Annotated in this window: 17 protein-coding genes; all 17 read left to right on the forward strand. The window is 59.3% G+C overall.

The annotated features are described in order from the left end of the window. The first annotated feature begins 13 nt into the window (after positions 1 to 13). On the forward strand, positions 14 to 505 hold the full coding sequence (iscR, locus tag ACRER8_RS01755) for a Fe-S cluster assembly transcriptional regulator IscR (protein ID WP_431744638.1): 492 nt from the start codon (positions 14 to 16) through the stop codon (positions 503 to 505). 44 nt (positions 506 to 549) lie between these two features. Next, positions 550 to 1,764 carry an IscS subfamily cysteine desulfurase gene (locus ACRER8_RS01760; protein WP_431744639.1) on the forward strand — a complete coding sequence of 405 codons (1,215 nt, stop codon included), beginning with the start codon at positions 550 to 552 and terminating at the stop codon, positions 1,762 to 1,764. Between the two features lie 90 nt (positions 1,765 to 1,854). Continuing rightward, entirely contained in the window at positions 1,855 to 2,241 is a 387-nt protein-coding gene (gene iscU, locus ACRER8_RS01765; protein ID WP_093463004.1) for a Fe-S cluster assembly scaffold IscU, read from the forward strand. A gap of 35 nt (positions 2,242 to 2,276) precedes the next feature. Beyond that, positions 2,277 to 2,600: an iron-sulfur cluster assembly protein IscA gene (iscA, locus tag ACRER8_RS01770; protein ID WP_110949996.1), complete on the forward strand. Its 324-nt coding sequence runs from the start codon at positions 2,277 to 2,279 to the stop codon at positions 2,598 to 2,600. Between the two features lie 8 nt (positions 2,601 to 2,608). Continuing rightward, on the forward strand, positions 2,609 to 3,127 hold the full coding sequence (gene hscB, locus ACRER8_RS01775) for a co-chaperone HscB (RefSeq protein ID WP_431744640.1): 519 nt from the start codon (positions 2,609 to 2,611) through the stop codon (positions 3,125 to 3,127). A 46-nt stretch (positions 3,128 to 3,173) separates the two neighbouring features. Then, positions 3,174 to 5,036, forward strand: a complete 1,863-nt coding sequence (gene hscA / locus ACRER8_RS01780) for a Fe-S protein assembly chaperone HscA (protein WP_431744641.1) — start codon at positions 3,174 to 3,176, stop codon at positions 5,034 to 5,036. 3 nt (positions 5,037 to 5,039) lie between these two features. Next, positions 5,040 to 5,381: an ISC system 2Fe-2S type ferredoxin gene (fdx, locus tag ACRER8_RS01785; RefSeq protein WP_110949993.1), complete on the forward strand. Its 342-nt coding sequence runs from the start codon at positions 5,040 to 5,042 to the stop codon at positions 5,379 to 5,381. A 13-nt stretch (positions 5,382 to 5,394) separates the two neighbouring features. Next, the gene (gene iscX, locus ACRER8_RS01790; RefSeq protein ID WP_431744642.1) at positions 5,395 to 5,595 is read left to right on the forward strand and encodes a Fe-S cluster assembly protein IscX; all 201 of its coding nucleotides are present in this window, start codon (positions 5,395 to 5,397) and stop codon (positions 5,593 to 5,595) included. 89 nt (positions 5,596 to 5,684) lie between these two features. Then, positions 5,685 to 6,110 carry a nucleoside-diphosphate kinase gene (gene ndk / locus ACRER8_RS01795; protein WP_431744643.1) on the forward strand — a complete coding sequence of 142 codons (426 nt, stop codon included), beginning with the start codon at positions 5,685 to 5,687 and terminating at the stop codon, positions 6,108 to 6,110. A 27-nt stretch (positions 6,111 to 6,137) separates the two neighbouring features. Then, positions 6,138 to 7,286, forward strand: a complete 1,149-nt coding sequence (gene rlmN / locus ACRER8_RS01800; protein ID WP_431744644.1) for a 23S rRNA (adenine(2503)-C(2))-methyltransferase RlmN — start codon at positions 6,138 to 6,140, stop codon at positions 7,284 to 7,286. Between the two features lie 26 nt (positions 7,287 to 7,312). Beyond that, positions 7,313 to 8,071: a type IV pilus biogenesis/stability protein PilW gene (pilW, locus tag ACRER8_RS01805; RefSeq protein ID WP_431744645.1), complete on the forward strand. Its 759-nt coding sequence runs from the start codon at positions 7,313 to 7,315 to the stop codon at positions 8,069 to 8,071. Then, on the forward strand, positions 8,071 to 9,063 hold the full coding sequence (locus tag ACRER8_RS01810; protein ID WP_431744646.1) for a RodZ domain-containing protein: 993 nt from the start codon (positions 8,071 to 8,073) through the stop codon (positions 9,061 to 9,063). Before pilW ends, ACRER8_RS01810 begins: the two co-directional genes overlap by 1 nt. Positions 9,064 to 9,066: 3 nt before the next feature. Next, on the forward strand, positions 9,067 to 10,176 hold the full coding sequence (gene ispG / locus ACRER8_RS01815) for a flavodoxin-dependent (E)-4-hydroxy-3-methylbut-2-enyl-diphosphate synthase (RefSeq protein ID WP_431744647.1): 1,110 nt from the start codon (positions 9,067 to 9,069) through the stop codon (positions 10,174 to 10,176). Between the two features lie 21 nt (positions 10,177 to 10,197). Beyond that, positions 10,198 to 11,487 (forward strand): histidine--tRNA ligase, encoded by a 1,290-nt coding sequence (gene hisS, locus ACRER8_RS01820; RefSeq protein ID WP_431744648.1) that lies wholly within the window; start codon positions 10,198 to 10,200, stop codon positions 11,485 to 11,487. A 37-nt stretch (positions 11,488 to 11,524) separates the two neighbouring features. Then, positions 11,525 to 12,166, forward strand: coding sequence for a YfgM family protein (locus ACRER8_RS01825; protein WP_431744649.1), 642 nt, complete (start codon positions 11,525 to 11,527; stop codon positions 12,164 to 12,166). After that, positions 12,159 to 13,310: an outer membrane protein assembly factor BamB gene (bamB, locus tag ACRER8_RS01830; RefSeq protein ID WP_431744650.1), complete on the forward strand. Its 1,152-nt coding sequence runs from the start codon at positions 12,159 to 12,161 to the stop codon at positions 13,308 to 13,310. The genes ACRER8_RS01825 and bamB overlap by 8 nt, the downstream gene beginning before the upstream one ends. 151 nt (positions 13,311 to 13,461) lie before the next feature. Then, complete coding sequence (gene der, locus ACRER8_RS01835; RefSeq protein WP_431744651.1) at positions 13,462 to 14,931, forward strand: ribosome biogenesis GTPase Der; 1,470 nt, start codon at positions 13,462 to 13,464, stop codon at positions 14,929 to 14,931. Positions 14,932 to 15,092: the final 161 nt, after the last annotated feature.

Consider the following 15,092-nt stretch of genomic DNA (forward strand, 5'->3'; position numbering starts at 1 on the left):
CGCGGTACATGTCATGCGACTGACTACAAAGGGCCGATACGCCGTAACCGCCATGCTCGATCTGGCGTTACACGCGCAGCATGGGCCAGTGTCCCTGGCCGATATCTCCGAGCGGCAAGGGATTTCCCTTTCCTATCTCGAGCAACTGTTCGCCAAGCTGCGCCGCAGCAATCTGGTGTCCAGCGTGCGAGGACCCGGTGGTGGCTACCAACTGTCCCGCGCCATGCAGGGTATTCAGGTGGCGCAGGTGATCGATGCGGTCAACGAATCGGTCGACGCGACACGCTGCCAGGGGCTCGGTGACTGCCATGCTGGCGATACCTGCCTGACGCACCACTTGTGGTGCGATCTCAGCCAGCAGATTCATGAATTTCTAAGCGGTATCAGCCTGGCCGACCTCGTCACTCGCCGTGAAGTGCAGGAAGTCGCCCAACGTCAGGATCTGCGTCGTTGCAACAACAAGACGCAGTTGCTGGACAAGATTGAAACATCCGCCGTTGAGTGAACGCAGATGAACGCGCGGCGCGCCTGCCCGATAGGAGATATTCAATGAGATTGCCGATTTACCTCGATTATTCCGCGACGACCCCGGTCGATCCGCGTGTTGCGCAGAAAATGAGCGATTGCCTGCTGGTTGATGGCAACTTCGGTAACCCGGCCTCGCGCTCCCACGTCTTCGGCTGGAAAGCGGAAGAAGCGGTCGAGAACGCACGTCGCCAGGTCGCCGATCTGGTCAATGCCGATCCGCGCGAAATCGTCTGGACCTCCGGTGCCACCGAGTCCGACAACCTGGCGATCAAGGGCGCGGCGCATTTCTATGCCAGCAAAGGCAAACACCTGATCACCAGCAAGATTGAACACAAGGCTGTCCTCGACACCATGCGCCAACTGGAGCGTGAAGGTTTCGAAGTCACCTATCTGGAGCCGACCACAGACGGTCTGATCACTCCGGCGATGATCGAAGCTGTTCTGCGCGACGACACCATTCTGGTCTCGATCATGCACGTCAACAACGAAATCGGCACAGTCAACGACATCGCGGCAATTGGCGAGCTGACCCGTTCGCGCGGTGTGCTGTTCCATGTCGACGCTGCTCAGTCCACTGGCAAGGTCGACATTGATCTGTCGAGCCTGAAAGTAGACATGATGTCCTTCTCGGCCCACAAGACCTACGGTCCGAAAGGCATCGGTGCATTGTACGTCAGCCGCAAGCCTCGCGTACGCATCGAAGCCACCATGCACGGCGGCGGTCACGAGCGCGGCATGCGCTCCGGCACTCTGGCGACTCACCAGATCGTCGGCATGGGCGAAGCCTTCCGTATCGCCAAGGAAGACATGGCCGCTGAAAACGTGCGCATCAAGGCACTCAGCGACCGTTTCTACAAGCAGGTCGAGCATCTCGAAGAGTTGTACGTCAACGGCAGCCTGACTGCTCGTGTGCCGCACAACCTGAACCTGAGCTTCAACTACGTCGAAGGCGAGTCGCTGATCATGGCGCTCAAGGATCTGGCGGTTTCGTCCGGCTCCGCCTGCACCTCGGCTTCCCTGGAGCCGTCCTACGTGCTGCGCGCCCTGGGGCGCAACGACGAGCTGGCACACAGCTCGATCCGCTTCACCTTCGGCCGTTTCACTACCGAAGAAGAAATCGATTGGGCCGCGCAGAAAGTCTGCGAGGCCGTCACCAAGTTGCGCGCTCTTTCGCCGCTGTGGGACATGTTCAAAGACGGTGTCGACATCTCGAAGATCGAATGGGCAGCACACTAATTTAAAGTCGCCACATAAATGCGGCGCTTTGAAAACAGGGTTTTTAAAGTGTCGCTAGAGCGACAGGCGTAAACGATGAGGATTTGAACCATGGCTTACAGTGAAAAGGTCATTGACCACTACGAGAACCCGCGCAACGTCGGCAAGATGAACGCGGAAGATCCTGATGTCGGCACCGGCATGGTCGGCGCTCCGGCTTGCGGCGACGTCATGCGCCTGCAGATCAAGGTAAACGAGCAGGGCATCATCGAAGATGCCAAGTTCAAGACCTACGGCTGCGGTTCGGCAATCGCTTCCAGCTCCCTGGCAACCGAGTGGATGAAGGGCAAGACTCTGGATGAAGCAGAGACCATCAAGAACACTCAACTGGCTGAAGAACTGGCATTGCCGCCGGTGAAAATTCACTGCTCCGTACTCGCTGAAGACGCCATCAAGGCCGCCGTTCACGATTACAAGCAGAAGAAAGGCCTGCTCTGAGCAGTCTTTATCCAGCTTGCAAGTAAGGAGTCACGATGGCTATCAGCATGACCGAAGCTGCCGCAAACCACGTGCGTCGCTCCCTTGAAGGGCGCGGCAAAGGTGATGGCATTCGTCTTGGTGTTCGCACCACAGGTTGTTCTGGCCTGGCGTACGTACTCGAGTTCGTCGACGCGCCAGACAGCGAAGACACAGTGTTCGAGCACCACGGCGTCAAGGTGATCATCGATCCCAAGAGCCTGGTCTACCTCGACGGCACCGAACTCGATTTCGTCAAGGAAGGGTTGAACGAAGGTTTCAAGTTCAACAATCCCAATTCGCGCGGTGAATGTGGCTGCGGCGAAAGCTTCAACGTCTGAGGCTTATCGTGGGTACTCCTTGTCACTTCGCTCTATTCGATCTGCAGCCGGGTTTCCGCCTGGATCTGGATCTGTTGGCCACGCGTTATCGCGAGCTTGCCCGTAGCGTGCACCCCGACCGTTTTGCTGACGCCCCTGAGCGTGAGCAGCGTGTTGCGCTGGAGCGCTCGGCAAGCCTGAACGACGCCTACCATACTCTCAAGAGCGCGCCGAAACGGGCGCGCTACCTGCTGGCGCTCAGGGGCGAAGTTCCGCTGGAAGTCACCGTGCATGACCCCGAGTTCCTGATGCAGCAGATGCAATGGCGCGAAGAACTCGAAGACTTGCAGGATGGCGCGGATCTGGACGGCGTGGCGATCTTCAAGCGTCGGCTCAAAGTGGCTCAGGAAGAACTGAACGAAAGCTTCGCAGCCTGTTGGGACGATGCTGCACAGCGTGAGCAGGCCGAAAGGCTGATGCGCCGCATGCAGTTCCTCGACAAGCTCTCCTACGAAGTGCGCCAGTTGGAAGAGCGCCTCGACGATTAACCCCGCGCCGTCTTTTGGGCGGCGCGCCAGTGATATCAGAAAAGCAATGGCTCTACTGCAGATCGCCGAACCCGGCCAAAGTCCACAACCTCATCAGCGCCGTCTGGCCGTCGGGATAGATCTCGGCACCACCAACTCGCTGGTCGCTGCGTTGCGCAGTGGCATCAGTGAGCCACTTCCTGATCAGAACGGGCAGATCATCTTGCCGTCCGCGGTGCGTTATCACGCTGATCGCGTCGAAGTCGGCCAGTCCGCCAAGGACGCTGCCGCTACCGATCCCCTGAATACCGTCATCTCTGTCAAGCGCCTCATGGGGCGTGGCATTTCCGATGTGAAGCATCTCGGTGACCAACTGCCTTATCGTTTTATCGGTGGCGAGTCGCACATGCCGTTCATCGATACCGTTCAAGGCGCGAAAAGCCCGGTCGAGGTGTCCGCCGACATCCTCAAGGTGCTGCGTCAGCGCGCCGAGGCTACATTGGGTGGTGAACTGGTCGGGGCTGTGATCACCGTTCCGGCCTATTTCGACGACGCTCAGCGTCAAGCCACCAAGGACGCCGCCAGACTGGCGGGTCTGACCGTGCTGCGTCTGCTCAACGAGCCGACAGCTGCGGCAGTGGCTTATGGCCTGGATCAGAATGCCGAAGGCGTTGTGGCGATCTATGACCTGGGCGGCGGCACCTTCGATATCTCGATTCTGCGCCTGACCGGCGGCGTCTTCGAAGTCATGGCCACTGGCGGCGACAGCGCGCTGGGTGGTGACGATTTCGACCATGCCATCGCCAGCTGGATTATCACAGAGGCCGGCCTGTCTGACGATCTCGACCCGTCTGCCCAGCGCAGCCTGATGCAAACTGCCTGCGCCGCCAAGGAAGCCTTGACCGATACCGACTCCGTCGACGTCGTTCATGGTGCCTGGAAAGGTGTGCTGACCCGTGCCGCTTTCAATGCCCTGATCGAGCCGATGATCGCCCGCAGCCTCAAGGCTTGCCGTCGTGCGGTGCGTGATTGCGGCATCGAGCTGGATGAGGTGGAAGCCGTCGTGATGGTCGGTGGCTCGACTCGCGTGCTGCGTGTGCGTGAGGCGGTCGCCGATCTGTTCGGCCGCCAGCCGCTGACCGAAATCGATCCGGATCAAGTGGTCGCCATCGGCGCTGCGATCCAGGCTGACACCCTCGCTGGTAACAAGCGCGACGGTGGTGAGCTGTTGTTGCTAGACGTGATTCCGCTGTCCCTCGGGCTTGAAACCATGGGCGGACTGATGGAAAAGGTGATCCCGCGCAACACCACGATTCCCGTCGCTCGCGCCCAGGAATTTACTACTTATAAAGACGGTCAGTCGGCGATGATGATTCACGTGCTGCAAGGCGAACGTGAATTGATCAGCGACTGCCGCTCGCTGGCCCGTTTCGACCTGCGCGGCATTCCTGCCATGGTCGCTGGCGCTGCGAAGATTCGCGTGACCTTTCAGGTCGATGCCGATGGTCTGCTGAGCGTTTCCGCTCGCGAACTGGCGTCCGGCGTGGAGTCCAGCATTCAGGTCAAGCCCTCCTATGGCCTGACCGACGGCGAAGTCGCTCGCATGCTCAAGGACTCGTTCCAGTACGCCGGTGACGACAAGGTCGCCCGTGTATTGCGCGAGCAGCAGGTCGATGCCCAGCGTCTGATCGAAGCCGTTGAGGGTGCGTTGCAGGCCGATGGCGAGCGTTTGCTCGACGCCGAAGAGCGCATGGTCATCGCGGTGCAGGTCGAGGAACTCCGTGAATTGATGAAGGGCACCGACGGTGCGGCCATCGAGCAGCAGACCAAGCGTCTGTCGCAGGTGACCGATGCGTTCGCGGCCCGCCGCCTGGATTCGACGGTGAAAGCCGCCCTGTCAGGACGCAACCTGAATGAGATTGAGGAATAACTGATGCCGCAGGTGATTTTTCTGCCCCACAAGGAGTTTTGCCCGGACGGATTGGTAGTCGAGGCTGAGCCAGGCATATCGATCCTCGAACTGGCTCACGAACACCACATCGAGATGGAAAGCGCGTGTGGCGGTGTCTGTGCCTGCACCACTTGTCACTGCATCATCCGCGAAGGGTTCAACTCGCTTGAGGAGGCCGACGAGCTGGAAGAGGACTATCTTGATCGTGCGTGGGGGCTGGAGCCGACATCGCGTCTGGGCTGTCAGGCCAAGGTAGGCACTGAAGACCTGACGGTCGAGATCCCGAAATATTCGCTTAACCACGCAGCTGAAGCGCCGCACTGATCGAGGGATTGTCATGAGCTATGGTTGGAATGATGTCCAGCGCATCGCCGAAGAGCTGGCCGAAGCCCACCCTGGAGTCGATCCGTACTCGGTAGGTTTCGTCAAACTACAGCAGATGATCAAGCAACTGCCGGATTTCGACGACACCTCCGGCAGGGTCGGCGAGAAGGTGCTAGAGGCCGTTCAGACCCTTTGGGCCGATGAAACAGACTGATCATCTTTGCACGTTAGGCAATACACCAGAACCCGCGTATAATTCGCGGGTTTAATTTTTCGCAATAATCACGTTTCTGGAGTTACACCATGGCTGTTCAACGTACTTTCTCGATCATCAAGCCTGATGCCGTTGCTAAAAACGTAATCGGCGAGATCACCTCCCGCTTTGAAAAAGCCGGTCTGCGCGTCGTGGCTTCGAAACTGAAGCAACTGTCCAAGGCCGAAGCAGAAGGTTTCTACGCTGAGCACAGCGCCCGTGGTTTCTTCGGTGACCTGGTTGCTTTCATGATTTCCGGTCCGGTTGTGGTTCAGGTGCTGGAAGGCGAAGACGCCATCCTGAAAAACCGCGAGCTGATGGGCGCTACCAACCCTAAAGAAGCTGCTGCCGGCACCATCCGTGCTGACTTCGCCGAGTCCATCGACGCCAACGCTGTTCATGGCTCCGATTCCGAAGCTGCCGCTGCTCGCGAAATCGCTTACTTCTTCGCTGCTACCGAGGTAACCACTCGCTAAGCTGCTGCCGCGAGTGAGGGTGAATCCATGACTGATACAACTGGCAAAATCAACCTGCTGGGTCTGACCCAGCCGGAAATGGAAAAATTCTTCGAATCCATCGGGGAGAAACGCTTCCGCGCCGGTCAGGTCATGAAGTGGATTCACCACTATGGCGTCGATAATTTCGAAGCCATGACGAACGTTGGCAAGGCGCTGCGCGAAAAGCTCGAGCGTCGTGCCGAAATTCGTGGTCCCGAAGTCGTCAGCGAGGACATTTCAAGCGACGGTACCCGTAAATGGGTCGTGCGCGTGGAGTCCGGCAGCTGCGTCGAGACCGTGTACATCCCGCAGGGCAAACGCGGCACCTTGTGTGTCTCCTCCCAGGCGGGCTGCGCGCTGGATTGCAGTTTCTGCTCTACCGGCAAGCAAGGCTTCAACAGCAACCTCACCGCCGCCGAAGTCATCGGTCAGGTGTGGATTGCCAACAAATCGTTCGGCAGTGTCCCGGCCACCATCGACCGTGCCATCACCAATGTGGTGATGATGGGGATGGGCGAGCCATTGCTGAACTTCGACAATGTCATCTCCGCCATGCATCTGATGATGGATGACCTGGGCTATGGCATTTCCAAGCGCCGGGTGACCTTGTCCACCTCGGGCGTGGTGCCAATGATCGATGAGCTGGCCAAGCACATCGATGTCTCGCTGGCTCTTTCCCTGCACGCGCCCAACGATGCGCTGCGCAACCAGCTGGTGCCGATCAACAAGAAGTACCCCCTGAAGATGCTCCTCGAGTCCTGCCGCAACTACATGTCGGCACTAGGCGAGAAGCGCGTTCTGACCATCGAGTACACCTTGCTCAAGGACGTCAACGACAGGCCCGAGCACGCAGTCGAAATGATCGAGCTGCTCAAGGACACGCCTTGCAAGGTCAACCTGATTCCGTTCAACCCGTTCCCGCATTCGGGCTACGAGCGTCCCAGCAATAACGCGATTCGTCGCTTCCAGGATCTGTTGCATCAGGCCGGATTCAACGTCACCGTGCGAACCACACGCGGTGAGGACATCGATGCTGCCTGTGGCCAGTTGGTCGGGCAAGTAATGGACCGTACTCGCCGCAGCGAACGCTACATCGCTGTGCGCGAACTCAGTGCCGAGACCGACGGGACTCAAGTCGCTGCGGCTCGCAACTGACTGCGAATTTGACTGAGAGGATCTCTATGTCCCTGCGCGCTGCGCTGCTGCTGTGTTTTGCCATGCTGCTGGTTGGTTGTGTTTCCACTGGCAACGTCGATCCGCTGAGCACCGGCAAGGGACGTGAAGAAGCTCGTCAGGCCTATGTGCAATTGGGTCTGGGCTATTTGCAGCAAGGACAGATGGAGCGTGCCAAGGCACCGCTGAAGAAAGCACTGGAACTGGACAGTTCCGACGCCGACGCCAACGCAGCGTTAGGGCTGGTATTTCAGGCCGAGGCGGAGCCGGAACTTGCCGATCAGTACTACAAAAAGGCGCTGTCCTCGCGTCCCAAGGATGCTCGCATCCTCAACAACTACGGTAGTTTTCTATACGAGCAGAAGCGCTACAAGGAAGCTTACGAACGCTTCGAACAGGCCGCCGATGATAACCTCTATGCCGAACGCGCCAGGGTTTTCGAGAATCTGGGCATGACGTCGTTGATGCTGGGCAATCGTGATGTGGCACTGGACCAGTTCAGCAAAGCCTTGAGGCTTGATCGTCAACAACCACGGGCTTTGCTGGAAATGGCTGAGTTGTCTTACGAAGACAGGCATTATGTGCCGGCGCGTGACTATTACGATCGCTTTAGCCAGCTGAGCGAGCAGAATGCACGTAGTCTGTTGCTGGGCACACGTCTGGCGAAGATTTATGACGATCGCAACAAGGCAGCCAGTTATGGCCTGCAACTAAAAAGACTCTATCCCGGTACGCCGGAATATCAGCAATACCTGTCGGAGCAATGATGAAAGCGGCGCATCCCGAAGTTGTAGCAGCCACTCGTACGAACCCCGGCGAAACGTTGCGCCAGGCACGCGAGAGTAAAGACTGGTCGCTGCCTGATGTGGCTTTGAGGCTGAACCTCACCGCGACTTCCCTGGGTTACGTGGAGTCGGGGGACTTTGACAAGCTTCCGGGCCATACCTTTGCCCGGGGCTACATCCGTGCCTACGCCAAACTCATGGGTCTGGATCAGGCCGCACTGGTCAGCCAGTTCGACCAGTACACCGGCACCGATGGCAAAGGCAGCGACGTTCACGCCCTGGGTCGGATCGAAGAGCCTGTGCGCCTGTCCCATAACATCCTGCGCATCGTCAGCCTGTTGCTTCTGGTGGCACTGATCGGCGGTGGCTTTGTCTGGTGGCAGGATCAGGCGACCCTGCGCGGCAAGGAACCGACCAATCTGGGCATGGAACATGTCGAAGTCGAAAGCGCCGATGGTACGACGCAGATTCACCCTCTGGATGAGCCAGAAGATCAGGCTGTCGCCGAAGGGCAGAACGATACTTCGCCGCTGCCACTGGGCAATTCGGATTCTTCCGAACAAGCACCTGCAACGTCCGGTGCGCCAACCACGCCGGCGCCTGTGACCACTGCTCCTGCAACGGCCGCCGCGCCAACTCACACCACGCCCACCCCTCCGGCTACGGGAGCAGTCCCGGCGCCGAGTTCGGCACAGCCGCCGGCAGCCGCTGAAGCCGCCCCGGTTCCGGCAGGTTTCGGTCGGGTGCAAATGCAATTTACCGCCGATTGCTGGTTTCAGATTACCGACAGCAACGGCAAGGTGCTGACCAGCGGGCTCAAGCGTGCGGGCGATAGCGTCGATGTCAGCGGCAAGCCGCCTCTGGCAGTGCGCCTGGGTGTCGCCCGAGCCGCGCAGGTCAGCTACAACGGCCAGCCGGTCGACGTTACACCTTTCACATCGGGCCAGACGGCTCGCATGAAGCTGGGGCAATAAGTCATGCACGGCGAATCTCCGATCAAACGTCGCGAATCTCGTAAAATCTGGGTCGGCTCGGTGCCGGTCGGCGGTGATGCGCCGATCGCGGTACAGAGCATGACCAACAGCGACACCAACGATGTCGCAGCCACTGTCGCTCAGATCAATCGTCTGGAAGCGGCAGGCGTGGACATCGTTCGCGTGTCCGTTCCCGACATGGACGCCGCCGAGGCGTTCGGTCGCATCAAGCAAGTGGTCAAGGTGCCTCTGGTCGCCGACATCCATTTCGATTACCGGATCGCTCTGCGCGTTGCCGAGCTGGGTGTCGATTGCCTGCGTATCAACCCAGGTAATATCGGTCGTGAAGACCGTGTGCGCGCGGTAGTCGATGCAGCTCGCGATCGCGGCATCCCGATCCGCATCGGCGTCAACGCCGGCTCCCTGGAAAAGGACCTGCAGAAGAAATACGGCGAACCGACTCCGGCTGCGCTGGTGGAGTCGGCTTTGCGCCACGTCGAGCACCTTGATCGCCTGGACTTCCAGGACTTCAAGGTCAGCGTAAAGGCCTCGGATGTGTTCATGGCCGTCGAAGCCTACCGCCTGCTGGCCAGACAAATCGTCCAGCCGCTGCACCTGGGTATCACTGAAGCCGGTGGTTTGCGTTCAGGCACAGTGAAATCGGCCGTCGGCCTAGGTATGCTGCTGGCCGAAGGAATTGGCGATACCATTCGTATCTCGCTGGCCGCCGATCCTGTTGAAGAGGTGAAGGTCGGTTACGACATCCTCAAGTCGCTCCACCTGCGTTCCCGTGGAATCAACTTCATCGCCTGCCCGAGCTGCTCGCGGCAGAACTTCGATGTGGTCAAGACCATGAACGAGCTGGAAGGGCGCCTCGAAGATTTGCTGGTCCCGCTGGATGTCGCGGTGATCGGCTGTGTGGTGAACGGTCCTGGCGAGGCCAAGGAGGCCCATATCGGCCTCACCGGCGGTACGCCGAACTTGATCTACATCGATGGCAAGCCGTCGCAAAAGCTGACCAATGACAATCTTGTGGATGAGCTTGAGCGCTTGATCCGCGAGAAAGCGGCCGAAAAGGCCCAGGCCGACGCAGCGCTGATCGTTCGCGGCTAACCCAGTTTCCAAGGAATTTTTGTGAGTAAGTCTCTGCAAGCCATTCGTGGCATGAACGACATCCTGCCGGATCAGACCCCGCTTTGGCGCTATTTCGAGGGCACCGTATCGCGTTTGCTGGATAACTACGGTTATCGCCAGATCCGTATGCCAATCGTCGAGTTCACCGACCTGTTCAAACGCTCCATCGGCGAAGTCACCGATATCGTCGAGAAAGAGATGTACACCTTCGCCGACCGTAACGGCGACTCGCTGACCCTGCGCCCCGAAGGCACGGCGGCCTGCGTGCGCGCAGTGCTGGAACATGGCATCACCGGCGGCGGTCAGGTACAGAAACTCTGGTACATCGGCCCGATGTTCCGTCACGAACGTCCGCAGAAAGGCCGTTATCGCCAGTTCCACCAGATTGGTTGCGAAGTCTTCAATCTCGATGGCCCGGACATCGACGCCGAGCTGATCGTGCTGACTTGGCGCCTCTGGGGCCTGCTGGGTATCCGCAATGCGGTCAAGCTTGAGTTGAACAGCCTGGGCACCAGCGAAGCGCGTGCTCGCTACCGTGAAGCGCTGGTCGAATACCTGTCTGCGCGCCTGGAGCAGCTGGATGAAGACAGCCAGCGCCGTCTGAAGACCAACCCGCTGCGCGTTCTCGACACCAAGCACCCTGAAACCCAGGCCGTGCTGGTCGATGCGCCGAAGCTGGCGGACTATCTGGACGAAGAATCGCGGATTCACTTCGAGGGCCTGAAGGCACGTCTGGATGCTGCCGGGATTCCTTATGTGATCAACCCGAAACTGGTTCGCGGGCTGGATTACTACAGCAAGACCGTTTTCGAGTGGGTCACCGATCAACTGGGGGCTCAGGGTACTGTCTGTGCAGGTGGTCGTTACGACGGTCTGGTCGAACAGATGGGCGGCAAGCCAACCACCGGTGTCGGCTTTGCCATGGGCATCGAGCGTCTGGTCCTGTTGCTGGAAACCCTGGAGCAGGTTCCTGAAGAAATTTCGCGCACCATCGACGTCTATGTCTGCGCCTTCGGTGAAGCCGCCGAGCTGGCTGCACTGGCGTTGTCGGAGCGGCTGCGCGATCAGGCGCCGAATCTGCGTCTGCAGGTCAACGCTGGCGCTGGCAGCTTCAAGAGCCAGTTCAAGAAGGCCGACAAGAGCGGCGCGCTGTATGCGCTGATCCTTGGTGATGAAGAGCTGGCCCGCAAGGAAGTGGGTGTCAAGCCTCTGCGTGGTCAGGGCGAACAACAAAATATTGCCTGGGATGCTCTTTCCGAGCACCTGGCCTCCTGCATTGTGCAGGGTTGAAGCAGATAAATAGCCGTTTGGTAATAGGAGTATTGGGGTGTCAAGTACCGATGATGAACAGCTGGCGGCGGTAAAGGACTGGTGGCAGCGTAACGGCAAGCCCTTGGTCACCGGCGCTCTGCTCGCGGTGATCGTGGTGTTGGGCTGGCAATTCTGGCACCGCTATCAGAACAGTCAGGCACAAGGTGCTTCGGCCCTGTACCAGCAATTGCTGGAAACGGCGCTGACCCCAAGCGGTCAGGCGGATGCTGGCCGGGTGGCCGAAATCGCCGGCAAACTGAAAAGCGATTTCGGTGGCACTGCCTACGCTCAGTACGGCAGCCTGTTCGTGGCCAAGGTCGCGGTCGAAACCGGCAAGCTGGATGACGCTGCAAATGAACTCAAAGCCGTCAGCGACAAGCCGGTCAACCCGACCCTTGGCGAAATCGCCCGTCAGCGTCTCGCTCGCGTGCTCGCGGCCCAGAACAAGGCCGAAGACGCACTGAAGCTGCTCGACGGCCAGGTCGACAAGTCTTTCGAAGCCGCTCGTGAAGAATTGCGTGGCGACCTGCTGGTTCAGCTGGGTCGTACCGATGATGCCTACGCTGCATACAAGAAGGCCAAGGCCGCGCTGTCCGAGCAATCGGCAGTGGGTGGTCTGCAAATGAAGCTCGACGATCTGGCGAAAGGGGATGCGTGACGTGATTCGTTGGAAACATGCAGCATTGCTGGCTCTGGCCATTCTGGCCGCGGGTTGCAGCAGCAACAGCAAAAAGGAATTGCCTCCGGCCGAGCTGACCGACTTCAAAGAAGAAGTAGTCCTGCAGAAGCTGTGGAGCCGCTCGGTCGGCGACGGCCAGGGTGACATCTACAACATGCTGGTTCCGGCCATCGACGGCGAGAACATCTACGCTGCCGACGCCAGCGGTCTGGTCATGGCGATCAACCGCGAAAACGGCGACGTGGTCTGGAAGAAAGAGCTCGAGCAACCTGTTTCCGGCGCTGTTGGCGTAGGGTTCGGCATGGTCATGGTCGGCACGCTGCGCGGCGAAGTGATCGTTCTCGACGAAGCGACCGGCGAGCAGAAATGGAAGGCCAAGGCGACCAGCGAAGTGCTCTCCGCGCCGGCCACCAATGGCGATGTGGTCGTTGCCCAGACACAGGACGACAAGGTTATCGGTTACGATGCCGCCACCGGCAATCAGCGCTGGATCTACGAAAGCAGTCCTGCGGTACTGACGCTGCGTGGCACTGGTGCGCCGATCGTGACCAGTCAACTGGCCGTCGCCGGCCTGTCGACCGGTAAGGTCGTGGCTCTGGACACCACCAACGGCGTGCCAGTCTGGGAGCAGCGTGTAGCGATTCCACAAGGTCGCTCGGAGCTGGATCGTGTAGTCGATATCGACGGCGGTCTGCTGTTGTCCGGCAGCACGTTGTACGTCGCGACCTATCAAGGCCGCGTCGCGGGCCTGGAACTGCAGAGCGGTCGTGTCTTGTGGCAGCGTGATGCGTCGAGCTATTCGGGTGTCGCCCAGGGCTTTGGCAGCGTCTACGTTTCGCTGGCCAGCGGCACCGTGGAGGGCGTCGACGAGCGTTCGTCCACCGCGCTGTGGAGCAATGACTCGCTGGCTCGCCGTCAGCTGGGTTCGCCGGAAGTGTTCTCCAGCTACGTAGCTGTGGGTGACATGGAAGGCTATCTGCATCTGCTCAGCCAAGTCGACGGTCACTTCGTTGGCCGTGAAAAAATCGACAGCGATGGCCTGCGCGCACGCCCTCTGGTGTCGGGCAACACCATTTACGTCTTCGGTAACAGCGGCAAGCTGGAAGCCCTGACGATCAAGTGATGGCTGTCTATGCTTGAGGAAACCGCTCGACGGCGTACCTCTGGCAGCCCCGCTCTGACGGGGCTTGCGGCACTCCGGGTGCCGCTCCGAACTCCGGCCGCTGCCTTGCAGCGGCTTTTGTATTTTCTGAAATAACGAAGTGGAGAGCCGCATGGTTCCCGTAATCGCCCTGGTGGGTCGACCGAACGTCGGCAAGTCCACCTTGTTCAATCGCCTGACCAGGACTCGCGACGCCATCGTCGGCGACTTGTCCGGTCTGACCCGTGATCGCCAATACGGTGAGGCCAAGTGGCAAGGGCGTACCTACATCCTGATCGACACCGGCGGTATTTCCGGTGATGAACATGGCATGGACGAAAAGATGGCCGAGCAGTCCCTGTTGGCCATTGAAGAAGCCGATGTCGTGCTGTTTCTGGTAGACGCCAAGGCGGGCTTCACTGCCGCCGACCAAATGATTGGCGAGCACCTGCGCAAGCGCAACAAGACCTCGTACGTGGTCGCCAACAAGGTTGATAACATCGACCCTGACATGGCACGCGCCGAGTTCGCGCCACTGGGCATGGGCGATGCCATCCCGGTCGCCGGTGCTCACGGTCGTGGCATCACGCAGATGCTGGAAATCGCCCTGAGCGAATTCCCGAAAGACGCTGACGAAGTGCAGGAAGGCGAAGAGGAAGACGTTGCCGAAGGCGAGGAAGCCAAGCGCATTCCCGGCCCGAGCGAAAAAGACGGCATCAAGATCGCCATCATCGGTCGTCCGAACGTCGGCAAGTCGACCCTGGTCAACCGCATGCTCGGTGAAGACCGCGTCATCGTCTACGATCAGCCCGGCACCACTCGCGACAGCATCTACATCCCGTTCGAGCGTAACGACGAGAAGTACACGCTGATCGACACCGCCGGTGTGCGCAAGCGCGGCAAGATCCACGAGGAAGTCGAAAAATTCTCCGTGGTCAAAACGCTGCAGGCGATCAAAGACGCCAACGTAGTGATCTTCGTGATGGATGCCCGTGAGGGTGTGGTCGACCATGACCTCAACCTGCTGGGCTTCGCCCTGGAAGCCGGTCGCGCGCTGGTCATCGCCCTGAACAAGTGGGATGGCATGGTGCCGAGCGAGCGCGACTATGTGAAGACCGAGCTGGAACGCCGGTTGTTCTTCGTCGACTTCGCCGACATTCACTTCATTTCGGCACTCCATGGCACGGGTGTCGGCAACCTGTATCAATCGGTGCAGAACTCGTTCAAGTCGGCCGTGACGCGCTGGCCAACCAGCCGTCTGACGCAAATCCTCGAAGACGCCGTCACCGAGCACCAGCCGCCGATGGTCAACAGCCGCCGGATCAAGCTGCGTTACGCCCACCTGGGCGGTGCCAACCCGCCGCTGATCGTGATCCACGGCAACCAGGTCGAGAAAGTACCGAAGTCGTACGTGCGTTACCTGGAGAACACCTACCGTCGCGTGCTCAAGCTGGTCGGTACGCCGATCCGCATCGAGTTCAAGGGCGGCGACAACCCATACGAAGGCAACAAGAACACGCTCACCGACCGCCAGGTCAACAAGAAGCGTCGCTTGATGTCGCACCACAAGAAGGCCGAGAAGAAGCGCAAGGACAAGCGCTGACTCAGTAACGGACTTTCTTCGAAAAGGCGCTAATCAGACTGTGTGAAAACCTAGCAATCTGTTGGCCGGTTGAAGAAAATGCTCGTATCGCAAGATACGGGCATTTTTCTTATGCGCTATATCCAAGGTGAAAACCGCTCCCAGAGCGCGCTTTTTCCACT

The sequence above is a fragment of the Pseudomonas sp. genome, assembly GCF_050739935.1.
In the GTDB taxonomy this organism is placed as follows: domain Bacteria; phylum Pseudomonadota; class Gammaproteobacteria; order Pseudomonadales; family Pseudomonadaceae; genus Aquipseudomonas.